This is a genomic window from Bacteroides sp. 2201st1_D9_2201SCRN_220225, from assembly GCF_040928965.1.
Classification (GTDB): domain Bacteria; phylum Bacteroidota; class Bacteroidia; order Bacteroidales; family Bacteroidaceae; genus Bacteroides; species Bacteroides stercoris.
This window is the reverse complement of sequence record NZ_JBCODG010000002.1, coordinates 62,020-87,092: the sequence shown is the minus strand read 5'-3', so window position 1 is coordinate 87,092 and position 25,073 is coordinate 62,020. Positions and strand designations below refer to the sequence as shown.

The 25,073-nt window shown below is 45.5% G+C and carries 18 protein-coding genes; 17 read left to right on the top strand and 1 reads right to left on the bottom strand.

Features of this window, described 5'->3' with window-relative positions:
- The first annotated feature begins 89 nt into the window (after positions 1–89).
- From AB5903_RS01040 to AB5903_RS01020, 5 genes are all read left to right on the top strand, one after another.
- Positions 90–1,727, top strand: a complete 1,638-nt coding sequence (locus tag AB5903_RS01040) for a fimbrillin family protein (RefSeq protein ID WP_368117596.1) — start codon at positions 90–92, stop codon at positions 1,725–1,727.
- A 67-nt stretch (positions 1,728–1,794) separates the two neighbouring features.
- Positions 1,795–3,726, top strand: a complete 1,932-nt coding sequence (locus AB5903_RS01035) for a fimbrillin family protein (RefSeq protein ID WP_272709635.1) — start codon at positions 1,795–1,797, stop codon at positions 3,724–3,726.
- Positions 3,727–3,916: 190 nt separating this feature from the next.
- Complete coding sequence (locus AB5903_RS01030) at positions 3,917–6,637, top strand: TonB-dependent receptor (protein WP_005655716.1); 2,721 nt, start codon at positions 3,917–3,919, stop codon at positions 6,635–6,637.
- 33 nt (positions 6,638–6,670) lie between these two features.
- Positions 6,671–8,056 carry a DUF5689 domain-containing protein gene (locus AB5903_RS01025; protein ID WP_005655714.1) on the top strand — a complete coding sequence of 462 codons (1,386 nt, stop codon included), beginning with the start codon at positions 6,671–6,673 and terminating at the stop codon, positions 8,054–8,056.
- 13 nt (positions 8,057–8,069) lie between these two features.
- Complete coding sequence (locus tag AB5903_RS01020) at positions 8,070–9,104, top strand: hypothetical protein (RefSeq protein WP_016660944.1); 1,035 nt, start codon at positions 8,070–8,072, stop codon at positions 9,102–9,104.
- A gap of 78 nt (positions 9,105–9,182) precedes the next feature.
- On the opposite strand, the gene AB5903_RS01015 is transcribed toward AB5903_RS01020, so the two are convergent.
- On the bottom strand, positions 9,183–9,638 hold the full coding sequence (locus tag AB5903_RS01015) for a DUF3836 domain-containing protein (RefSeq protein ID WP_005655710.1): 456 nt from the start codon (positions 9,636–9,638) through the stop codon (positions 9,183–9,185).
- Between the two features lie 429 nt (positions 9,639–10,067).
- On the opposite strand from AB5903_RS01015, the gene AB5903_RS01010 reads away from it, so the two are divergent.
- The 12 genes from AB5903_RS01010 to metK all read left to right on the top strand — a co-directional run bounded on the left by AB5903_RS01010 (position 10,068) and on the right by metK (position 24,953).
- Positions 10,068–10,985 carry a class I SAM-dependent methyltransferase gene (locus tag AB5903_RS01010; protein WP_016660943.1) on the top strand — a complete coding sequence of 306 codons (918 nt, stop codon included), beginning with the start codon at positions 10,068–10,070 and terminating at the stop codon, positions 10,983–10,985.
- Between the two features lie 22 nt (positions 10,986–11,007).
- On the top strand, positions 11,008–11,889 hold the full coding sequence (locus AB5903_RS01005; protein WP_005655706.1) for an ABC transporter permease: 882 nt from the start codon (positions 11,008–11,010) through the stop codon (positions 11,887–11,889).
- Between the two features lie 65 nt (positions 11,890–11,954).
- On the top strand, positions 11,955–12,197 hold the full coding sequence (locus AB5903_RS01000) for a DUF3098 domain-containing protein (protein WP_005655705.1): 243 nt from the start codon (positions 11,955–11,957) through the stop codon (positions 12,195–12,197).
- A gap of 2 nt (positions 12,198–12,199) precedes the next feature.
- Positions 12,200–13,054 carry an undecaprenyl-diphosphate phosphatase gene (locus AB5903_RS00995; RefSeq protein WP_005655703.1) on the top strand — a complete coding sequence of 285 codons (855 nt, stop codon included), beginning with the start codon at positions 12,200–12,202 and terminating at the stop codon, positions 13,052–13,054.
- Complete coding sequence (gene truB / locus AB5903_RS00990; RefSeq protein WP_005655702.1) at positions 13,054–13,764, top strand: tRNA pseudouridine(55) synthase TruB; 711 nt, start codon at positions 13,054–13,056, stop codon at positions 13,762–13,764. The genes AB5903_RS00995 and truB overlap by 1 nt, the downstream gene beginning before the upstream one ends.
- Before the next feature lie 101 nt (positions 13,765–13,865).
- The gene (queA, locus tag AB5903_RS00985; RefSeq protein ID WP_005655700.1) at positions 13,866–14,924 is read left to right on the top strand and encodes a tRNA preQ1(34) S-adenosylmethionine ribosyltransferase-isomerase QueA; all 1,059 of its coding nucleotides are present in this window, start codon (positions 13,866–13,868) and stop codon (positions 14,922–14,924) included.
- A 119-nt stretch (positions 14,925–15,043) separates the two neighbouring features.
- A complete protein-coding gene (gene folK, locus AB5903_RS00980) occupies positions 15,044–15,493 on the top strand; it encodes a 2-amino-4-hydroxy-6-hydroxymethyldihydropteridine diphosphokinase (RefSeq protein WP_034535821.1) in 450 nt (149 codons plus the stop codon).
- Positions 15,494–15,533: 40 nt separating this feature from the next.
- The gene (locus AB5903_RS00975) at positions 15,534–17,150 is read left to right on the top strand and encodes a DUF6377 domain-containing protein (protein WP_005655697.1); all 1,617 of its coding nucleotides are present in this window, start codon (positions 15,534–15,536) and stop codon (positions 17,148–17,150) included.
- Between the two features lie 209 nt (positions 17,151–17,359).
- Positions 17,360–20,335, top strand: a complete 2,976-nt coding sequence (locus tag AB5903_RS00970; RefSeq protein ID WP_016660939.1) for a TonB-dependent receptor — start codon at positions 17,360–17,362, stop codon at positions 20,333–20,335.
- 19 nt (positions 20,336–20,354) lie between these two features.
- Complete coding sequence (locus AB5903_RS00965) at positions 20,355–22,052, top strand: RagB/SusD family nutrient uptake outer membrane protein (RefSeq protein ID WP_005655694.1); 1,698 nt, start codon at positions 20,355–20,357, stop codon at positions 22,050–22,052.
- Positions 22,053–22,059: 7 nt separating this feature from the next.
- The gene (locus tag AB5903_RS00960; RefSeq protein WP_175456002.1) at positions 22,060–23,331 is read left to right on the top strand and encodes a histidine-type phosphatase; all 1,272 of its coding nucleotides are present in this window, start codon (positions 22,060–22,062) and stop codon (positions 23,329–23,331) included.
- 329 nt (positions 23,332–23,660) lie between these two features.
- Positions 23,661–24,953, top strand: a complete 1,293-nt coding sequence (gene metK / locus AB5903_RS00955; RefSeq protein ID WP_186909968.1) for a methionine adenosyltransferase — start codon at positions 23,661–23,663, stop codon at positions 24,951–24,953.
- Positions 24,954–25,073: the final 120 nt, after the last annotated feature.

Below are 25,073 nucleotides of genomic sequence, written 5' to 3'. Positions count from 1 at the left end.
TATTTTATTTTATAATTTTATGCACTTATTTTAAAAAAACAGAAAACAGTTCAATAAAAACAATTGTAAGATATTTAATATTTTTCAGTATGACAATTAAAAGTGCAATCGGATTTCTATCCTTGTTTATCGTTCTTCAGGCTTGTGAAAGTAAATTTGCTGAATTGCCGCAGGGTAATCAGGCTGCGGAAGCCACATTTACATCTGTCATAGATGACAGGGTGATGTCGAGAGCGGTCAATGCTTCGTGGGAAGCGAATGATGTGATCGGTCTTTTTATGCTCGACAATGCCGATAAAAAGGTCCTTAAAGCCAATGCAGCGTATGTCACCGCACGGGGTGACGGCAATTTCGTGGGAAAAGCGGGCAATGCCGTTTATTATCCGGAAGACGGAACGGCGGTGGATTTCATTGCTTATTATCCGTATGATGAGCAAGTGACGGACCATACCCAGTATGTCCTTGACGTGACAGACCAGAGCCGTCAGCAGGATATAGACCTGATGGCAGCTGTTAACCTGACAGGCAGAACTGCGACCTCCCCTACCGGCAATCTTCAATTCCGCCATTTGCTGGCAAAACTGGTGCTGAATCTGAGCAGTGCCGACGGCAGTTCGCTAACGGGCATCAAAGCAACGGTGCAGCCACTGATAAGCAAGGCTACCATAGACCTTTCGAAAGAGAGTGATAACATTGAATTGGGAAATGAAAAAAAAGCTGTTTCCATGTGCGTCAATAAAGAGTGTACGCAGGCGGATGCTGTGCTGATACCGCAATCCTTTGAAGGAAAACTGAAAATTACATTATCCGTCAACGGGAAAGATAAGGAGATTGAAACAAATATAGCGGGAAATATTGAGGCAGGAGCAAGGTATACGCTTAATTTGAGAATCAGTAATACAGGGGGAAATACAACGGTAGACCCTGAAGCGCCTAAGTATGCCAAGTGGTTTGAGACACCGGTTATAACGAAAGCACAGATGGAAAATCATGATTTGATGTATGTTACTCATAATACGGAGCAAAAATATAAGGGTACTGCCCGACCGGATATGGAAGGACAGATGATACGTAATTATAGTATGCTGTATGATAAAAAGATGAAGATGGCACATTGGGTGGCTTATCCTTTGCATCGGTGCTATACCGAGAAAAATGTAGACCGAAAGGATAACTGGGTTTCTGATCCTCTTGTGGGGGAGAATGAATTTCAAGCTGTGGTTTCAAAATCCTATGGTGGGAAGATTTATAGAAGAGGACATCAAATACCGAGTAATGACCGTGTAGCTACCATGGAGATGAATAATCAGACATTTTATTTTACCAATCAGACTCCGCAAAGACAAGACAAATTTAACGGAGCTATTTGGATGAATTTGGAACATAGAATTAATAGTTGGTCTACGGCTTCGGATACAGTTTATGTTGTGACCGGTGCAGTACCGCCTTCAGATGATGCTACTTGGATAAAAGAAAAATCTATAAAGGATAATGATGGCAAGGATATTCCTATTCCGTCCTATTATTTTAAGGCTGTGGCGCGTAAGATAGGCGGCAAGTATCATACGATTGCTTTCTGGATGCAACATAGGGACTATACAGATTCTCAATCCTATATGAAATATGCGGTTTCCGTCAGTGACTTGGAAAAGAACACCGGGTTTGAGTTCTTCCCGGGACTTGATGAGAGCACAAAGAGCCAATTGGATTTATCCAAATGGCAATAATCCTACTGTACAAAGGTACTCAATTAAGACAACATAAAAACAAAACCAATCTCAAAAACAAATCATTATGAGAGTCAGTAATTTATTGATTATGGGCGCATTGTCAGCCCTTGTTTTTACGGGATGTACTAACAATGATGACAATAGTGAATGGTTGGACAGTAACAGCGTTACTTTCAATTCCCGCATTGACGGCCTGCAGACCAAAGCTTCCAAAGACGTTTGGAGCAATGGTGATGAGGTAGGTATCTTTATGACGACGCAAACTGCTGAATTTGCCAACAAGAAATATGTTGCATCGGACGGCGGTACGCTTACGGCTGCTCCGGGACAGACATTGAGGTATCCGGAAGAAGGAACGGCAAATTTCATTGCTTATTATCCTTATTCCGCATCTTTAAACGGTAAGACTTTAGCCGTGTCTGTAGATAATCAGGCAGACCCTGCCAAAGTAGACTTGCTTTATTCTGATAATGCCAAGGCAATTGCTGCCGGAGAGGCTGTAGACCTGGCTTTCAAACATAAACTGAGTCAGATTGTGATTGCTGTCGGTAGCGATGAGACCTTTCCCGATATAAGCGGATTGAAAATCTCTCTTTCCGGAATGAATACACAAGCCGATTTTAATCTGGCTGACGGTACGCTGGCAGCTAAAGAGAGTAAAGCCAATATCGAGATGAATGTCAGTGCCGATGGCACTACTGCTGAGGCGATTATCCTGCCTACCACTACACTGGATGGCGTCAAGATGACATTCGTGCTGGACGGTAAGACTTTCGAATGGCCTGTTTCCGTAAATGGTGGTGCCGGTTTTGAGGCCGGATATAAGTACACGTACACTGCTACTTTGTCCACGGAAAACGGTAAACCTGCCGTTACTATGGGCGGAGCAAGCATTGAATCGTGGACAGACCAGCCTGGTGGCGATATTAATGTGGACTTTGGTGAAGGTGGCGGTGAGCAGCCGGAAGGAGTGGTATTTATTGAAACTTTTGGTACACCGGAAAAAAATGGTAACCAATGGCCATTGGTAAAAGATTATACAGGGTTTGATAATCCTAAAGAAATGTTTGAGGATGCTACGGGAAAACTTAGTGTGCGTACTACTGGTACTGATAAAAAAACTAATGTTTGGTTCTCCACAAATGTAGAGCATTCATTGAAGATAAAGAACATTGATATGAAAGGAGCTACTACTGCGACTTTGGAATATGAAGTTGGGGCAAATGTTTATGATCCGGGTGCCAGCCAGGACTTGGCTACTTTAAAGGTTCGTTGTAACGGTGTAGACCTTGCCGTACCGAGTAAAGTGGTAAGTAAAGAGAATAACGAAGCTAATCTTCCGTTCAAATTAGTTATTGAGAATGTTGCAGTAAGTGATAAAACTACATTGGAATTCTATTGTACATCAACTGATAATACTTGTGGTTTACGTTTATTTAGTGTTAAATTATCTTCAGGAGAAGGTGGAGGCACTGTTGAACCGGAGCCGGAACCGGAACCAACGCCGGGTAATAATCTTTTAATTAACCCTGGATTTGAAGAATGGGGAGAACAACTTCCTATCAAATGGGATAATAGTAAATATAATACAGGTAAGATTGTAAAGGAGGCAACCATAAAACATAGTGGAGATTATTCTTTGAGACAAACATCAGGTAGTGGGACAAATAAAATACAGCAGGAAGCTGAGATTTTGGGCGGAAAGAAATATCGCTTGTCCTATTGGTTCTTAGATAATGATGCCAAAGCCAGCAGTCGTTATTGGTTTGCTTTGGTTGATGCTAATGGGAAAACTGTTAATGATTTGAATGCCGAAATACAGCAAGAGGAATATTCTGTCGACAATCCTGATTGGCAACAAGTAAAAATTGAGATTACAATGCCTGAAAATGTGGTTAAAGTACGTTTTGAGGCAAGAACTTATAGAAATACGGATACAAATGAAGCAGGCGGCTATATCTATTATGATGATATGGAGTTAATCCAGCTTGATTAATCCAACCTTTTTCTTCTTTGTATTTTGCATAGTGTGTCAAAATCTTCTTATCATAGACTATACAGGTAAATATAGATATGGATGGTAATCAATTCCTTAATCTTGTGTTTATCTGTGTACCTATAGTAGATTTTGACACATTATTATCAGAATAGTTTTTAACCCCTCATTATTATACCCCAATTAACGTATGAAACTAAAATTACTGTTCTTCATTACATTCTTCTTCCCCTGTCTCGCCTTTGCTCAAAGTGCAGGTACGGTGAAAGGCAGTGTAGTCGGAGCAGTGAGCAATGAGCCTGTACCCGGAGTCATCGTCACTCTGACCGGGCAGGACAGACAGGTTACTACCGATGCAAACGGTAATTTCATTCTCCGTAATTTGCAGCCGGGAAGCCATGTCATACAGCTCAACTCCGTATTGATTACTCCGAAGAGTGTAACCATTGAAGTGGAAAAACTGGGCGTTACAGAACTTGAGCCCATTAAGGTGACCGAGCTGAATGCCACCGAAGACATCTCCATGATTGGCGTGATAGACGCAGGCATGGTGGATGACGATGTGGAGAACGCTTCGCAGGATGTGAGCTCCACCGTAATCCTCTCTAACGATGTCTTTCTGAACCGCGCCGCCTACCAGTTGTCGCCCGCCCGTTTCTCGCCGCGCGGCTATACCGGTTCGCAGGAACTGAAATACATCAACGGCGTGGAGTTTAATGACCAGAACCGCGGAGTGTTTAATTATGCCTCTGTTGGAGCATTGAATGACATGACCCGCAACGGTGACGTAACCAACTTCACCGCACCCTCTACCTTTACTTTCGGAGCACTGGGCGGTGCCGAAAATATAAATATGCGTGCATCGTCCTATACTCCCGGCGGCAAGGCTACCGTGAGCTATACCAACCGTAACTACTACCTGCGGGGCATGTTTACCTATTCCACCGGACTCAACGAAAAAGGATGGGCGTTTACCGCATCGGCAGGTGGCCGCTATTCGCACGAGGGAAACATAGACGGTACGTTTTACAACAACCTGGCTCTTGCTTTCTCTGCCGAGAAGCAGTGGCAGGGCGGCAAGCACAGCCTTTCGATGACCGCTTTCGTATCGCCCGTACAGCGCGGACAGCAAGGTAACTCATACCGTGAGGTCTACGAGCTGACCGACAACTACCTTTACAATCCTAATTGGGGATACCAGAATGGCAAGAAACGCAATGCGAAAGTAGTGACCGCATTCGACCCGACCGCCGTTATCTCGCATATCTGGAAGATAGACGATACTACAACGCTCACCACTGGTGTGGGTGCGCATTATGCACGCTATGGCAATACGGCGCTGAACTGGTATAACGCTCCCGACCCGCGTCCCGACTACTATCGCTACCTGCCCTCTTATTTTGAAGACGAGGATATGCAGATGCAGTACCGTGACTTATGGCGTAGCGGACGTCCCGATTTCACCCAGATAAACTGGGACAACCTTTATCTGGCCAATGCCAATAACCTGCGTGCCGGTAACGGTGCTGCCGTATATATGGTGGAAGAGCGCCGCAGCGACCTGTTGGAGACCTCGTTCAACTCCACACTGAACAAGCAGTTTAACCGTCATCTGGGTTTGACGGCGGGAGTAGGGGCGCGCTTTACGCAGTCGCGCCAGTTCAAGACGGTAGACGACCTGCTGGGCAGCAACTATGTACTGGATATCGACAAGTTTGCCGAACGCGATTTTTCGGGCGACCACGACAAGTTGCAGAACGACTTGAACCGTCCGGACCGTAAAGTGTATAAGGACGGTATCTTCGGTTACAATTTCAATCTGAACATCTACTCGGCAAATGCCTGGGCGGTGAACCGCTATACTTCGCGGCACTGGGACTACTACTATGGAGCCAAGCTGACTTATACCAATTTCCGCCGCGACGGAAAGATGCGCAACGGACGCTATCCGGACAGTTCCTATGGCAAGGGTATCCGTCATCAGTTTACCGATATTACCGTAAAGGGCGGTCTCACTTATAAGTTTAACGGGCGCCATATGCTGACCGCCAACATCAGTTACGGCAGCGAAGCGCCGCTGCCCAATGAGGCGTATATCTCACCCCGTATCACCGACCGCACAATCGACAACATGAAGAGCGGACGCATCTTCAGCGCCGACCTCAACTATGTATTCTCCATGCCCCAACTGGCTGGACGTATCGGTGTTTTCCAAACCAATTTCTACGACCAGATGGAGCGTAACAGTTATTACGACGGCATAGAGGGCACATTCATCAATCACGTGTTGTACGGTGTAAACCGCATTCACCGCGGACTGGAACTGGGGGCTACCTACAAGTTGGACGACCATTGGAGCTTCGACCTTGCAGGAACCATTTCCGAATATTATTACAGCAATAACCCCGACGGTGTGAAGCACTCCGAAAACGGTAAGATAACGGATCAGGAAAAGGTGTACATGAAAGATGTTTATGTGGGTGGAATGCCGCAGTTTGCCGGCACTTTCGGTGTGCGTTACTTTGTGAACTACTGGTTCCTGGGAGCCAATGTCAACGGTTTTGCCCGCAATTATATCGAGGTTGCACCGTTGCGCCGCCTGTCGTCCAACTATGCTTCCGTCAATCCCTACAATCCGGAACAGATGGAGGCCTACCGTACACTGACTACGCAGGAACGTTTTCCGGCAGCTTATACGGTGGACATTTCGGTGGGTAAGATATTCTATCTGCCCGGACGCCAGTCTGTCAACTTCAACCTTTCGGTAAACAACCTGCTGAACAAGAAAGATATATGTACGGGCGGCTATGAACAGGGCCGTTCCGACCTGAGCTATCCTACGCGTTTTGGTGGCAAGTATTACTATATGCAGGGACTGAATTGTTTCCTCAACGTAAGTTATCGTTTTTAACCAATCCTATATAATCAGAAAAATTATAAGAATATGAAACTTTTCAATAGAATCAGCTTATTGCTTATCTCTTCTCTTGTGTTCGCAGCCTGCGAGCGCGATTATGATGCGCCGCCTTTGAACGAGCCCAAGTATGATGGTCCGGCAGCCAATACCACGATAGAGGAACTGCGTGCTATGGGGGCAACAGTAGGGGAGGATGCTCCCTATACCATTGGCGAGGAAAAAGTGATGAAAGCCGTTATCACTGCCAATGACGAGTCGGGAAATATCTTCAAGAAGATTTATTTGCAGGACGAAACCGGCGCCATCGAAATGGAAGTGGACCAGAACAGCGTGTATAATTACTATCCCGTAGGGCAGACGGTTTATATCGACCTGAAAGGATTGAGCCTTTCCATGTATGGCGATGAGTTGCAACTGGGACACCCCGACGGGTATCTTTACCGTACACCGTGGGAAGAGTTTCAGGCACACGTGAAGAAAGACAGTTGGGCAAATCCGGAGAATGTGACTCCGCTTGTAATAGATGATATCAGCAAGGTGAATGCCGATGTGAACGGCTATAAGTTCAAATTGGTGAAATTTACCGGCGTAACATTCCAAAATGGCGGAAAAGGCACTTTTGCTCCGGAGGATGACTATGGGGAAGAGAACATAGAGGACAGTCACGGGAATGTCATTATGATACGCACCAGCTCGTATGCCAACTTTGCAGCCAATCAGCTGCCGAAAGGAAAAGGAAGCGTAACCGGTATCCTGGGACGTTTCAAAGGAGGCTGGCAACTTACGGTAAGAAGTGCGGATGATGTGGCGGACTTTACGGAAACTCCGGGGGGAGATGAGACGCCGGAACAGCCGGAGGAGATGGTGACAATCCTTGAAGAGTCTTTTGGCAAGGAGAGCGGGCAAGGTGCATTTACCATAGAGGATGTCCAGCTTCCGCAGGGAAGTGATTATGTGTGGAAAGCGTCTAACTATAATGAAACTTATTATATGATGGCAAGCGCCTATGTTAATGGCGCTAATCAAGCCTCTGAAAGCCGTCTTGTTTCTCCTGTACTTGATTTGACAGGCAAAAATAGTGTAATCTTGACTTTCGACCACACCTTTAAAACATTTGCTGCCGATACGCATTTGGAAGATTTGAAACTGGAAGTAAGAGAAGAAGGGGGAGACGTATGGACAGAAGTCGGCATTCCTACCTATTCTACAGGAACAGATAATAAGTTCGTTGCTTCCGGTGATATTAAATTGGATACTTATACAGGTAAGAAAATTCAATTTGCGTTCCATTATAAGAGTTCGACGGCTAATGCTTTGAGGTGGCAGATACAAAAAGTAAAAGTAACAGCGGTTACCGGTGGCAATACCGGTAACGGCGGAACAGTTATCGAACCTACTCCTACCGGTAATTAAAAAATTGCGCTTTATGAACAGACGACTCATATTGTCAGCTTTTTTGGTATTATGCCTGTCCACCGGCTTGCTCGCACAGGGCAAGCTGCGTGTATATGCTGCCGCCTTTTATAATCTGGAGAATCTGTGGGATACGGAAGACAATCCGGATAATCCGGGCGATGATGACTTTACTCCGGGCGGTAAGTACGAATGGACACAGGTCAAATACGAACAGAAATTGCAGAATGTTGCCAAGGTGATTTCACAATTGGCGCGTGACTATTGTCCTGCCGGACCTGCCATTATCGGCATCTCCGAAGTAGAAAACAAAAAAGTCCTGGAGGACCTCGTAAAGACAGAGCCTATCGCCTCATTGGGCTACCGGATAGTGCATTTCGAGAGTCCCGACCACCGTGGCATCGATGTGGCTGCCCTTTACAATCCGCGACTGTTTACTTTTGTGTCTGCACGTACTTATCCGTTTGCCAAGCCCGACATGCCGGGCTATAAAACACGCGACCAGCTTTTGGTGAGCGGTATACTGGCAGGAGAGCCTTTTCACATGATTGTAAACCATTGGCCGTCACGCTATGGTGGTTCCAAATCATCACCCTTGCGCGAGTTTGCAGCCGGCATCACTCGCCATATAGCCGACTCGCTGCATGCCGATAACCCGCAGGCAAAGGTGATAATTGTAGGCGACATGAATGACGACCCCGATAACAAGAGTTGCAGCCAAGTGCTGGGAGCTGTGAAGAGCATCAGGGAAGTGAAGCCCGGCGGTTATTATAATGCTACCTGGAAGCTCTTTGAGCAAGGCATCGGTTCGCTCTGTTACCAGAATCGGTGGAACTTGTTCGACCAGCAGATTGTTTCGGGTAATCTGATAGGAAAGGACCGCAGTACATTGAAGTTTTGGAAATCGGAAGTCTTTAACCGTCCGTTCCTTATCCAGCAGGAAGGAAAGTATAAAGGCTATCCGTTGCGCACTTTCTCCGGAACTACTTTCCAGAACGGATACAGTGACCATTTGCCTACTTTGACTTATTTTGTAAAAGAACTCTGAGTAAGGTACAAAGACGGGGAGTACGAACCTCACGGACCGTACTCCCCTTATTAATGTATTGTTAACTTTAATTTTTCATTATTCTGCCATTGTCAGTAGGTTTACCGTGTGGTATATGCGGTTGCTTTTGTAGGCTACCGGCATATTCTCCGCATTCATTTCGTACACGCTCTTTCTCACATCTTTATCATAAGACTGATGCTTTTCGTTCCAGCGGGCGTAGGATAAGGTGATTTCATTGTCGGCATACTGATAGGACATCCTGAAATAAGGCATCCATTTTTCTTTGACGCTGTCCCATTTGGAGGCGGTTTTATTTGTCAGGCGGTTTTCGTCATCGTATGTAAATTCATAACGCATGTGGTTGTAGAGGTAAGTTCCGCTTTGTCTGAAGATGGTTTTTGCCACTATCAGGTCATTCTGTACTTCCTCATTGGTAATGAATCTGTCCTGGGCTTTGACTTCTGAGTTCATGATACTTACGATAATCATTGCTACGAATGCGACTGCTTTGAATAAATTTGTAGTTTTCATAATCTTTATTTTTTTATTGTTACTATTCCTGTTTTACCGTTAGACGTGACTGCCGATATAAAAAGTTGCTTTTTCCGTCTTTTTTTCTCGAACGTCTTCGCATTATAAAAGTCAATAACCGTGCCAATAGATTAACTGTTTGATTAACAGTGTATTTCTTGTTTTTATCTCTGTTCATTATCGGACAGTTGTCCGCCTAAGAACGGACACAAAGGTGATAACCGGTCCGTTTTGTGAAGAAAACCTGAGTTGGGATTTCTCTGTCTTTTCAATATCGGGTTGCAGTAGGGCGGACTTTTATTTCATGTTAATATTAAATCTCCTTAATGAAAGCCTTGTAAATCACTTTTTATTTGTTATTTTGCACCAAATTTAGGATTAATGCGGTCTGTCCGTTTCAGGCTGCATTTCCTTATCGGTAAACGTTCGATGAATAAACTCACTATAAAAGCTTGTCCGGTATGTGGAGGAACGCATTTGGAGCGTACCTTGACCTGCATAGACCATTATGCTTCGGGCGAGGCATTCCATTTGTGCCGTTGCCGGGATTGCGGTTTTATCTTTACTCAGGATTTTCCTGTGGAAGCGGAAATCGGACGCTATTACGAAACTCCCGATTATATTTCCCACTCGGATACGAAAAAAGGAGCGATGAACTCCGTATACCACCGTGTACGCAGTTATATGCTGAAGCGGAAAGCGCGTCTGGTAGCGCATGAAGCGCATCGCAAGACGGGGCGTCTGCTGGATATAGGTACGGGTACCGGTTACTTTGCCGATACGATGAACCGTGCCGGCTGGCAGGTGGAAGCCGTTGAAAAGAATGCCGGAGCGCGTGTGTTTGCCAAAGAACATTTCGGATTGGAAGTGAAGCCGGATACTGCGTTGAAGGATTTTGAGCCGGGGAGCTTCGATGTCATCACGTTGTGGCATGTAATGGAGCATCTTGAAGCATTGAACGGGACTTGGGAAACCTTGAATTCGTTGCTGACGGACAAAGGTGTGCTGATAGTGGCCGTACCCAACTGTTCTTCATATGATGCCAGAAAGTACGGTGCATATTGGGCTGCCTACGATGTTCCCCGTCATTTGTGGCATTTCACTCCCGCTACTATCCAGAAATTAGGCTCCAGACACGGCTTTATTCTGGCAGAGCGGCATCCCATGCCGTTTGACGCGTTTTACGTGTCTATGTTGACGGAGAAGAACATGCGTCGTTCGTGCCCGTTTCTGCGCGGCATGGTTGTCGGTACGCTGGCATGGTTCCATGCGTTGGTAAGGAAAGAACGCAGCAGCTCCATGATTTACGTATTCCGTAAGAAAAAGAGCGAAAAAACGGTAGAGTGATAAATGTGAGAAGGGATTGAAAATGAATAAGAAAGCTAAAAACAAGTCTGTGCCCTGTTTTGATATGCAGTTCATCACATCCAGCATAAGCACTACGTTGGTGTTGCTGCTGCTGGGGCTGGTGGTGTTCTTTGTATTGGGCGCTCACAACCTTTCCGTATACGTAAAGGAGAATATCAACTTCTCCATTCTCATCAGCGACGACATGAAGGAGAGCGATATACTGAAGTTGCAGAAAAAACTGGATAAAGAACCGTTTGTGAAGGAAACGGAGTATATCTCCAAAAAGCAGGCGCTCCGCGAGCAGACCGAGGCAATGGGAACAGACCCGCAGGAGTTTCTCGGCTATAACCCTTTTACGGCGTCCATTGAAATTAAACTGCATTCCGGTTACGCCAATTCGGACAGCATCGCCAAGATAGAGAAGAAAATCAGGAAGAATACGGATATACAGGAGGTGCTTTATCAGAAAGACCTGATTGATGCGGTGAATGAGAACATCCGCAATATCAGTCTGATGTTGCTGGGGCTGGCAGTCATTCTGACTTTCATCTCTTTTGCCTTGATAAACAATACAATCCGCCTGACCATTTACTCCAAAAGGTTCCTTATCCATACGATGAAGCTGGTGGGGGCAAGCTGGGGCTTCATCAGGCGTCCGTTCCTGCGGCGCAACTTCCGGATAGGCGTATTGTCGGCTGTCATTGCCGATGCCATTTTGTGGGGAGCCGCCTATTGGCTGGTTTCTTACGAACCGGAACTGATCAGGGTTATCACTCCGGAGGTGATGCTGCTGGTGTCTGTTTCCGTACTGGTGTTCGGAGTGCTTATTACCTGGTTGTGTGCATTGCTTTCCATCAACAAATATCTGAAAATGAAGGCAAGCACCCTGTATTACATATAACACTGCTTTCCGAAAAGCAAAGTTTCAGATAGTAAATAGTAAATCGTTAAATAGTAAATAAACAGATGAGTAAACAGAAGTTCGCTTTCGACAAGACCAATTTTATTTTGCTTGCTGTCGGCATGGCGGTAGTGATACTTGGTTTTATCTTAATGACCGGTCCCGTATCCACACCGACACACTTTGAGCCGGATATCTTTAGTGTAAGACGCATTAAAGTGGCGCCGCTGGTATGCCTGCTGGGGTTTGTCTTTATGATATATGCAGTATTACGTAAACCGAAAACAGAAGATAAAACAGAAGAATAACTATGGGAGATTTGAGTACGCTTGAAGTGATTATTATCGCTATTGTAGAGGGACTGACGGAATTTTTGCCGGTTTCTTCTACGGGACACATGATTATTACACAAAATCTGTTGGGCATAGAGAGTACGGAATTTGTGAAAGCCTTTACGGTAATCATACAGTTCGGTGCAATCCTTTCGGTGGTCTGGCTGTATTGGAAACGTTTCTTCCGTCTGAACCATACTCCGGTTCCGGCAGATACTTCCGCGCTGAAACGCTTCCTGCATAAGTTTGATTTTTACTGGAAACTGCTGGTGGCGTTCGTTCCGGCGGCTGTGCTGGGATTTCTGTTCAGCGACAAGGTCGACGAAATGCTGGAGAGCGTGACCGTAGTGGCTGTGATGCTCGTGATTGGCGGTGTGTTCATGCTGTTCTGTGACAAGATATTCTCGAAAAACAGTGAGGATACCGTTCTGACGGAGAAGAAAGCCTTTAATATCGGTCTGTTCCAGTGTATTGCGATGATACCGGGTGTGTCCCGTTCCATGGCAACGATTGTCGGCGGTATGGCACAGAAGATGACGCGTAAGGCTGCGGCCGAGTTCTCTTTCTTCCTGGCTGTTCCCACGATGTTTGCAGCTACGGTATATAAGATGCTGAAACTCTTTCTGGACGGAGGAACGGAGATTATCATGAATAATCTGCCGGCGCTGATAATAGGCAATGTGGTGGCATTTGTGGTGGCTTTGCTTGCTATCAAGTTCTTCATCAGCTTTGTAACGAAATATGGTTTCAAGGCATTCGGATGGTATCGTATCATCGTCGGAGGAATCATCCTTCTGCTGTTGCTTACGGGACACAATTTAGAGGTGGTGTGATGATGGATTTTAAAGAGGGAGAAGTTCTGTATTTCAATAAACCGCTGGGGTGGACATCGTTCAAGGTCGTAGGGCATGCGCGTTACCACATTTGCCGGCGGATGAAGGTAAAGAAGTTGAAAGTAGGCCATGCCGGTACACTCGACCCGCTTGCCACGGGCGTGATGATAGTATGTACGGGCAAGGCGACAAAGCGGATTGAGGAGTTCCAGTATCATACCAAGGAGTATATCGCCACCATTCGGTTGGGCGCTACCACCCCTTCCTATGATTTGGAGCACGAGATAGACGCTACCTATCCTACGGAGCATATCACGCGGGAGCTGGTGGAGGAGACATTGAAGAAGTTCACAGGCGAGATACAGCAGGTGCCGCCTGCTTTTTCGGCTTGTATGGTGAACGGCAAGCGCGCCTACGACCTTGCCCGCAAAGGTGAGGAGGTAGAGCTGAAACCCAAGTTGCTGGTGATTGACGAGATTGAACTGCTGGAATGCAACCTGCCGGAAATAAAAGTCCGAGTAGTATGCAGCAAAGGCACTTACATCCGCGCCTTGGCACGCGACATCGGTGAAGCGCTGCATAGCGGCGCTCATCTCACGGCCCTGGAACGTACCCGTGTGGGGGATGTCCGCATAGAAGACTGTCTGAATCCGCTTGATTTCAAAGAGTGGATAGACGGGCAGGATTTAGTTATGAGTGATGGGTTATAAGTTATTGCTACGAAGGAGTATACTGCTGGATAACTCATGCCATTTATGACTAAAAAATATACTGAAATAAACAATAAATAACTTATAACTCATAACTGATTATGAAACTGTCGCAATTTAAGTTTAAACTTCCTGAAGAGAAGATTGCCTTACATCCTACAAGGTATAGAGATGAGTCGCGCCTGATGGTACTGCACAGAAAGACGGGCGAAATCGAACACCGTATGTTCAAGGATATTTTGGATTATTTCGATGATAAGGATGTATTTATCTTTAATGATACGAAGGTGTTTCCTGCCCGGCTGTACGGCAACAAGGAAAAGACCGGTGCACGTATCGAGGTATTTCTGTTGCGTGAGTTGAATGAGGAGTTGCGCTTGTGGGACGTGCTGGTAGACCCTGCCCGCAAAATCCGTATCGGCAACAAACTCTATTTCGGTGAAGATGACTCTATGGTAGCCGAGGTGATTGACAATACCACTTCGCGCGGACGTACCCTTCGTTTTCTGTATGACGGGCCGCACGACGAGTTCAAGAAGGCATTGTACGCTTTGGGCGAGACGCCGCTGCCGCACAGCATCATCAACCGTCCCGTGGAACCGGAGGATTCGGAACGTTTCCAGTCTATCTTTGCCCGCAACGAAGGTGCTGTAACGGCTCCTACGGCAAGCCTGCATTTCAGCCGCGAGCTGATGAAGCGCATGGAGATTAAGGGAATTGACTTTGCCTATATTACATTGCATGCCGGTTTGGGCAACTTCCGCGACATCGATGTAGAGGACCTTACCAAGCATAAGACGGATTCCGAGCAGATGATTGTTACGGAAGAAGCCGTAAAGGTTGTAAACCGTGCCAAGGATTTGAACAGGCAGGTGTGTGCCGTAGGTACTACGGTGATGCGTGCAATAGAGAGTACCGTCAGCACAGATGGCCATTTGAAGGAATATGAAGGCTGGACGAATAAGTTCATCTTCCCGCCGTATGACTTTACGGTGGCCAATGCGATGGTATCCAATTTCCACATGCCGCTTTCCACGCTGCTGATGATTGTTGCCGCTTTCGGCGGTTACGAGCAGGTGATGGAAGCCTATAACGTGGCATTGAAAGAGGATTACCGTTTCGGTACTTATGGAGATGCGATGTTGATAACAGACAGGTAAAATAGCGGTTAGGGATTAGCGGTTAGTGTTTAGTGATTAGCACTATGCGGGCATGTTGCGTTATTACGCCGTAGGGCACTAATCGCTAATCACTGAACACTAATCACTAAACTTAAATGATGTACGTTTACTTTAGCTTAGGAACTAATCTCGGCGACAAGGAGCACAATCTCCGCCTCGCTGTCCGGAAAATAGAAGAGCGGGTAGGGAAAGTCGTTTCCCTGTCCGCTTTTTATGCTACTGCTCCGTGGGGCTTTTCTTCGGAGCATACGTTTCTGAATGCGGCGGCCTGCGTGGAAACGCTTCTTCCGCCTTTGTCCGTGCTTCATCTCACCCAGGAAATAGAACGCGAGATAGGGCGTACGCATAAGTCTGTAGGCGGAGTCTATAGCGATCGGGTGATTGATATCGACCTGCTTTTATACGATGATCGGGTGCTGGATACTCCCGAATTGAAGCTGCCTCACCCGCTGATGCACGAACGCCGCTTTGTGATGGAACCGTTGGCGGAGATTGCACCGGACCTGGTGCATCCGATATTAAAGAAAAAGATGCGGGAGTTGTTGTGAAAAATAGTATCTTTGTTTCCGTGCATAAATAAGTTTGTTCATGTTCAGATATTCGGCTTTCATACTGTTCCTTTTTTGTTTTTATTCCGGTTTGGCGGCCGCGGATAAGACTGATGACGATGCCTTGCTGTTGCAGCTGGATAAGATGATTGAGCAACGGGAGGTCTATCAGGAGAAGGTGGAAAAGGAGATTACAGAGCTCCGCAAGATGCTGGATTATGTGGGAGACGATAAAGCTAAGTTTGATATTCTGGGCGATTTGTTTGTTATGTACCGCTCCTTTAAAGTCGATACGGCGCTGATTGTAGCGGAGCAAAGGCTGCAATTGGCAGACAGGTTGGGTGAAGAGTATGTTAATCAAGGATTAATGAACCTGGCCGACGCTTTGAATAAGATAGGAAAACATGAAAATGCGTTGAATGTTCTTGACAGGGTGAAAAGAACCGGGGCGGTACGGAAGGATACTTACTTTTATTATCTGTATCATACTACCTATCTGTCCTGCTATAATGATGAAACGGAGGCTTCCAGGAAGCGGCTGTTTATGCGGCAGATAAAGGCTTATAAAGATACTTTGATAGCTATCAGCGACCCTAATACGGCCAGTTATGTGACCAATCAGTGCGGTCGCCTGGGTTTGCAGGGAAAATGGGATGAGGCTATCCGGATACTGACCGGATATTATGAACACTGTACGGATACGAACCCCGACAAGGCGAGGGTGGAATATCTGTTGGCGGAATTATATTTGGGCAAACGTGACATACAGCAGGCAAAGCACTTCCTTATCCGGGCTTCCATTACCGACATAGCGAATGCCAAGAAAGTATATATGTCTTTGCAGCAATTGGCAATCCTGCTTTTTCAGGAAGGAGACATTGCAAGAGCCTATAATTATATCTCCTGTTCACTGGAAGATGTGAGCTTCGGGAAAGCCCGTTACCGCATAATAGATATTGCCGAATATCTTCCTATTATCAAAGCGGCTAATGACAGCCGCATCAAGGCTGATAGAGACAGGGTCTTGTTTTTTCTTTTGGCTTTATCCGTACTTGTTATTGCATTGGTAATCGTTTTCTTTTTCCTTCGTAAGAAAAATCATAATCTGCTGAAGGTAAAGAAGTCGTTGGCCGAACAGAACCAACGCTTACAGGAAGTGACCGGAAATCTGACCCGGATGAATGAAGAGATTAAAGAATCCAACCATATTAAGGAAGAGTATATCGGTTTGTTATTCAATATCTGTTCCGAATATATTTATAAGCAGGAGAATAACCGCAAGAGTTTACTGAAAATCGTCAATACCGGTTCTATGGCGGATATTTCCAAAATGCTTCATAATCAGTCTTCGACAACGGAAGATTTCAAACTGTTCATCAGTAAGTTCGATACTATCTTCCTATCTATATTTCCGGATTTTGTGGAATCGTTCAATGCTCTTTTGAAAGAGGATGAACGTATACAGGTGAAAGAAGGCGAGTTGCTAACTCCCGAATTACGTATCTATGCACTTATCCGTTTAGGTATCAACGATAATTCCAAAATTGCCAACTTCCTTCACTATTCGCTTCAAACCGTATATAACTATCGTTTGAAAATGCGGAATAAAGCGATTGTTCCCGGAAAAGACCTGGCTGTTCAGGTACAAAAGCTTTAAAAAACACTTCCTCCGGACTTACTTTTACAACATATAGTGTGTTTGGTATGTCGTTGTAAATAAATGTATTATCCTATATAATACTTTCCTTTCACTTACTTTTTCATTCAGTGTCTTTGTTCGGCGAATTTGTAATATCTACTTTCGCTCACAATCTAATTCATACCGGATTTTCGGTATACTTTGTTACACTTTAATTTAAAAACATTATGAAAGGCAAGAAAAATCCAGAGACTTTTGGAGGAAAGTGGCGGTATCTGTTTATGATACTCGCTTTGGTTTTCAGTGTAGGGGTTTCTGCACAAAAGACAGTTGTGAAAGGCAATATCCTTGACAGGGACAATCTACCCGTTATCGGAGCCAATATTTTGGAAAAAGGGACGACAAATGGAACAATCAGTGATGTAGATGGTAACTTCACAATCACTGTAAGCAGCCCCAAAGCTGTTTTACTCATTAAATACATCGGCTATAAAGATGTGGAAAAGGCGGTTTCTCCAATGATGAAAATTGTGATGGAGGAAGATAGTGAGATGCTCGAAGACGTAGTCGTTATAGGTTATGGAAGTGTGAAGAAGTCTGATGCGACAGGGTCGGTAACCGCTATCAAGCCGGATGATTTCAATAAGGGACTGCGAACTACCGCCCAGGATGCATTGGTAGGTAAAGTGCCGGGCGTAAATGTTGTTGCAAGCTCCGGCGCTCCGGGAGCGGGTGCTACTATCCGCATCAGAAGCGGTGCATCGCTTTCCGCATCCAATGATCCGCTAATCGTTGTTGACGGTGTACCGGTGGATAACTCCACTATCGAAGGTGGTGGAAACGTAATCGGCGGTATCAACCCGAACGATATCGAGACATTTACCGTATTGAAAGATGCTTCGGCAACTGCTATCTACGGTTCCCGGGCATCTAATGGCGTGATTGTGATTACTACTAAGAAAGGGTCCGATTCCAATCTGCGTTTCAACTATTCCACTAACCTTTCTGTAAGTACCATTACGGAAAAATTGGATGTGCTTTCTGCCGATGAATTCCGTGAATTTGTTCCTACGGTATCGGGTGTCCCGGGTTCTGTAACTTTAGGGACGGCTTCCACGGATTGGCAGGATGAGATTTACCGTACGGCATTCGGACAAGAGCACAACTTTTCCGTTTCCGGCAAGGTGAAGAAAAATGCACCTTATCGTCTGTCGGTAGGCTATAATAACCAGAACGGTGTGGTGAAAACAAACAACTACGAACGCTTTACTTTTAATGGCGGTATATCACCCAAATTCTTTGATAACCATCTTACCGTTGATTTGAATGTTAAGGTTTCGTATGAAGACAATCAGAAAGTAGATGAGAGTGTCGTTAATAATGCATTGCGATATGACCCTACCCGTCCTGTTATGACCGGAAGTGCAACGGGTGCTGATGAACCGGGACTGGGTTATTTCATCTGGATGAATGGAAACTCCCCCATGGCTATCCAAACCGATAATCCTGTGGCACAGCTTGAATTGCAGGATTTGCATAATAAAGTGACCCGCTCCATCGGTAATGCTGCTATCAATTATAAGGTACATCGTTTGGAGGATTTGCAGTTGAATGCGAATTTGGGTTATGATGTGCTGAAAAGCAAATATACCAAGAATGTGCCCGATATGGCCGGTATGATGTATACATCTAACATGAAAGACGGTACAGGGCTTGTGTATGATTCTAAACAGAACAAGCGTAACTACTTGCTGGACTTATATGCCAACTATGCTCATGTATTCAATGAAAAACATAATTTCAGCGCAATGGCGGGATACGGTTGGCAGCATTTCTGGAAGAAATTCGATGCAACCACTCTTTCTCCGGAAGGAAAAGAACTGTTTTCGCCCAATCATTATGAGTCTGAATATTACCTGCTCTCTTTTTACGGACGTCTGAATTACTCGTATGACAACCGCTATATGATTACCGCCACTTTACGTTCGGATGCGTCTTCGCGTTTTGCCAAAGATAACCGCTGGGGATTATTCCCTTCCGTAGCGTTGGGATGGAAAATCAGTCAGGAAGCATTCTTGCGCGACTCGGAAGTGTTGTCAGACTTGAAACTGCGTTTGAGCTACGGTCAGACCGGACAGCAGGATATTCTGAATGACTATCCGTATATGACTACCTTTACGGTATCTTATCCGGAATCTTGTTATCAATTCGGAGACAAATGGTATTATACCTATCGTCCGAACGGTTATGACTCGGATATTAAATGGGAGACTACCGAAACCTACAATATCGGTTTGGATTACGGTTTTCTGAACAACCGCATTTACGGTTCTGTCGATTATTACCAACGCCATACGAAAGACTTGCTGAATACTATCAATGTAATTTCAGGAACCAACTATTCTTCCGTCATCACAACAAATATCGGCGAGATGGATAATAAAGGTGTGGAATTTGCCATCAATGCAGTGCCGGTACATACAAAAAACTGGAAATGGACAGTAGGCATGAATTATACGTGGAATGATTCTGAAATCACGAAGCTGAATGTTATCGATTCGGATGCCAATTTTGTGCAGACAGGAGCCATTTCCGGTACGGGCAAGACAGTTCAGGTGTTTATGGTAGGTCAGCGTCCTTATACTTTCTACCTGGCAAAGCAGGCCTATGACGATGATGGCAAACCTATGGAAGGGCAGTATGTGCAGCCGGATGGTTCCATCTCTGCCACGGAAACCAAATATGCTACGGACAAAAGCGCATTGCCTACTTCCTATCTGGGATTCAATACCCAGCTTACTTATAAGAATTGGGATTTTGCCATCAGCGGACACGGGGCATTCGGCAACTATGTATACAATTATGTGGCTGCCGACCAGTATGTACAATCCGTGTACAGCGATCAGGGCAACTTCTCCAACATATTGCGCAGAACCAAAGATTCCGGTTTCCAGAACCAGCAGCTTTATTCGGATTATTTCCTGGAAAAGGGCAACTTCTTCCGTATTGACAATATTTCTTTGGGATATACGTTCCAGAAGTTATGGAATAGCTCCAGCTCTTTACGCCTGACGTTCGGTGTACAGAATGTTGCTACCTTTACAAGCTATTCCGGTATCGACCCGGAGATTTACAGCGGCATCGATAAAGAGGTATATCCCCGTCCGCGCGTATTCTCATTAAGTGCTAATTTAAATTTCTAACGGCTTAAAACTATACAATATGAAAAATATAATTGCTTATTCGTTTATTTTGTTCTTCGCGGGCATAAGTCTGGTTTCTTGCTTGGGCGACCTGGACACGATGCCTTTGGATGATAACCAGCTGGTAAGTGAAAAGGTATACCAGACAAAAGACGGCTACACCGGTGTTTTGGCAAAGTGTTATGCATCACTGGTTCTGACAGGGCAGAAAGGTGGTGACGGAGGTGACGGCGACCTCGAAGGTGCTAATGAGGGCTATTCCGGTTATGTGCGCCTGTTGTTTTATTTGCAGGAGTTGAGTACGGATAATTTTTTGATGCCTTCCTCTTCCAACGGTTTGCGTAAATGTTTGAATTTGCAGTGGGATGCTTCCAATGCTTCGGTCATTACATGGACTTACCAGAGACTTTATATGAGTATTGCCTATTGTAACGAGCTTTTGCGTGAATGTACGGAAGGCAAGTTGCAGAGCAGAGGACTTTGGGAAGAGATGAAAGATGATTATGTGAGCTATCGCGCAGAAGCCCGCTTCATACGTGCTTATTGCTATTCGATGCTTTGCGATTTGTTTGGTGCGGTTCCTTATGTGGATGAAAATACGGGTGTGAAAGAAATTCCGGTTCAATATACGCGTAAGCAGATTTTTGAGTTTGCAGAAAGTGAATTGCTGGCTATCGAAAACGAACTGAAAGCTCCGGGAAGCAATGAGTACGGACGTGTTGACCGGGTAGCCGGCTGGTTCCTGCTGGCCCGAATGTATCTGAATGCACAGACTTGGATTAATGAGAATAAATACCAGGAAGCATATGCTTATGCGGTAAAAGTCATTGCCGACGGGCATTATCCATTGGCTTCCGATTATCGTGAAATCTTTTTAGCGGATAATAATACCTGTAAGGAGATTATCTGGCCGCTGGTACAGGACGGCTTGCGTGCACAGAGTTCTGCCGGAACGAATTTCTATGTGAAAGCTTTTGTAAACGGTCCTATGGATGAACTTTATAAGACCGGTGTCGGCTCCAGAGGCTGGGGTAATGTCCGCGCTAAAGTATCATTGGTGGATGCGTTCGATGCGGATGATGTCATGTTCGACGGCAATGATACTTGGGGAAATAATAAGAAAGATAAGAGAGCACAGTTCATGACCGCTCTTCCTAATCAGGTGAAAGACACATGGGATGTAAATATGGATATGACCAGTACGTTTACATGCGGATACGGTTATATCAAGTGGAGAAACGTTACGAAAGAGGATGAACTTTGTCCTTCGGGAGATGCCTATACTTCCATTGATTTTCCGCTGTTCCGCACAGCAGATGCCTATTTGATGGCTGCTGAGGCCATTTTGCGCGGAGCGAACGGTACGCAAAGTGAAGCGTTGGGGTATGTCAATGAGGTCAGAACAAGGGCTTATATGTCCGGTAAATATGCGAAAAACGGCGTACGTTCCGATGTGTCCGGTGAAATTACGGCCAATGAACTTAATCTGGACTTTCTGTTGGTTGAACGTCAGAAAGAACTGGCTTCTGAATTGACAAGGCGCACCGATTTGATTCGGTTCGGCAAATATACGAAAGGGAATAACTGGGATTGGAAAAACGGTGTGCGCTTAGGGGCGGATGTGGACGATAAATACAATTTGTTCCCGATTCCGGAAAGTGAACTGACGAACAATCCTACTCTGGTGCAAAACGATGGCTATAAAGTAATAAAGTAAAAATATGATGAAACTGAAACAAATTCTGTTATGTGGTTTGATGGTGCTGTGCTGTGCTCCGCTTGGGGCACAGACATCCAAAGAAGAGATGTTTGCTACTCCTGAGAAGACGGGAGGAGTCTATTGGGCATATCCGTTGGATTTCGCGCCACAGACTAAAGCGCCTAAGGGATATAAGCCTTTTTATATCAGTCATTACGGACGGCATGGTTCCCGTTATCTGATTGGCGACCGTGATTATAAATGGCTGGTAGACCTGTTTGAAGAGGCGCATCGTGCACATGCGCTTACCGGTTTGGGTGAAGATACCTACCGGCGTTTGCTCAAGGTATGGGAAGAGGCGGAAGGACATGGCGGGGATTTGACTCCATTGGGAGTCAGGCAGCATCGCGGCATTGCTGAAAGAATGTATGCTTCGTTTCCGGAGGTATTCAAAGGCAATCCCTTTATATCTGCCCGTTCTACCGTTGTATTGCGTTGTGCTATGAGTATGGTGGCTTTTGGTGACCGTTTGAAAGAGCTGAATCCGGATTTGCGGATTTCTTATGAGGCAAGTGAGAAATATATGGATTATCTGAATTATCACACCGACGAATCCAACCGTTTTACTTCTTCCCAGGACGGTCCTTGGGCCGAGGAATACAGGAAATTTGAGGAAGCCCATACCAATCCGGAGCGTTTGGTCGTATCCTTGTTCAAGGATAAACATTTTGTCGTAAAGAAAGTAAATCCTAAGGAATTGATGTGGGGAATGTACTGGGTAGCCAGTGACATGCAGAATGCTGAAACAAAAGTTTCTTTCTATGATTTGTTCGAAGCACAGGAATTATTTGATTTGTGGCAGTGTGTCAATTACCGTTTTTATGTGGGGAATGCCAATCATGCCGATGGAAAAGGTATTGTAGTGGCCAATGCCAAATCTCTGTTAAGAAATATTCTGGACAGTGCTGACGAGGCTATCCGGAAAGGGGGAATTGCCGCTACTCTCCGCTTCGGGCACGATGGTAATGTGATTCCTTTGGTTGCGTTGATGCAGATAGAGAATTGTAATGTTGTAGTTAGCGATCCGTATGAAGTTTATAAGGTATGGAGTGATTTCAAGGTGGTTCCTATGGCTGCTAATGTACAGATTATCTTTTTCCGGAACGAGAAGTCCGGGGATATTCTGGTAAAGGTTATGCACAATGAGAATGAAGTGCATATTCCGGTAGAGACTGATATGTTTCCTTATTATAAATGGGAGGATGTCGAGAGGTTTTATCGAAATTTGTTGAATTGAGTTTTTTGAAGTTAACAATATAGAAACGATTATGGGAGTGCGGCGATGGGATATCGGCGCACTTTTTTTGCAAAAATAGATATTTTGCAGTAATAAGCGTGTTTTTTAGTTAATACTTTGCCCGTTGTGTACCATATTCCCATAAAACCTTTATCTTTGCAGCCGAAAACGATATGTGGAAAGATTTGGGTAGCTTGCAACCACGGAAAAAAATGCTAAAACACATCCTTTTCTGACGGTACTCCGGTGTACCGGGATTTGCATACCTACTCATTAATGACGCTTTCCTCATCTCCTTTTTAATTATTCATTTTTAATTTCTAATTGAAATGGGATACTTATTCACATCCGAATCGGTGTCGGAAGGACACCCCGACAAAGTGGCCGATCAAATATCGGACGCTGTGCTTGACAAACTGTTGGCGTATGACCCCAGTTCGAAAGTAGCTTGCGAAACTCTGGTTACTACCGGACAGGTAGTGCTGGCTGGAGAAGTGAAAACCAAAGCGTATGTTGACCTTCAACTTATCGCGCGTGAAGTAATCAAGAAAATCGGCTATACCAAAGGCGAGTATATGTTCGAGAGCAATTCGTGTGGCGTGCTTTCCGCCATTCACGAGCAGAGCCCCGACATCAACCGTGGTGTGGAGCGCCAGGATCCTATGGAACAAGGTGCGGGCGACCAGGGCATGATGTTCGGTTATGCCACTAACGAAACGGAAAACTATATGCCGCTCTCCCTGGATCTTGCCCACCGTATCCTGCAAGTGCTGGCGGATATCCGTCGCGAAGGAGAGGTGATGACGTATCTGCGTCCGGACTCCAAGAGCCAGGTAACCATTGAATATGATGATAACGGCAATCCTGTCCGTATCGATACGATTGTAGTTTCCACCCAACACGATGATTTCATTCAGCCTGCCGACGACAGCGAAACTGCACAGTTGAAGGCGGACGAGGAGATGTTGGGCATTATCCGTAACGACGTCGTTAATATCCTGATGCCCCGTGTCATTGCGTCTATCCATCACGAGAAAGTATTGTCGCTGTTTAACGATAATATCAAGTATCATGTGAATCCTACCGGCAAATTCGTAATCGGCGGTCCTCATGGGGATACCGGTTTGACCGGACGTAAGATTATTGTGGATACTTACGGCGGTAAAGGTGCACACGGCGGTGGCGCTTTCTCCGGTAAGGACCCCAGCAAGGTAGACCGCAGTGCCGCATACGCTGCACGTCACATTGCCAAGAACCTGGTAGCTGCCGGTGTGGCGGATGAAATGCTGGTACAGGTATCTTACGCCATCGGTGTGGCGCGTCCTATCAATATATATGTAAATACCTACGGGCGCAGCCATGTAAATATGAGCGACGGCGAGATAGCCAGAAAGATCGATGAGCTTTTCGACCTTCGTCCGAAAGCCATTGAAGACCGTTTGAAGCTGCGTAACCCTATCTATCAGGAAACAGCCGCTTACGGTCATATGGGACGTGAGCCGCAGGTTGTCACCAAACACTTCAAGTCTCGCTATGAAGGCGATAAAGACGTGACTGTAGAACTGTTCACCTGGGAGAAACTGGATTACGTTGATAAGGTAAAAGCGGCTTTCGGCCTCTAATTCTCCGTTCTTCGTTAAAGAAAACAGTAATCAGCATAGCTTTACAGCTATTTGTTATAGAAAGCTGCCTTTCTGCCTTCGGAATATTCCGGGGCAGAATGAGCAGCTTCTTTTTTCAAA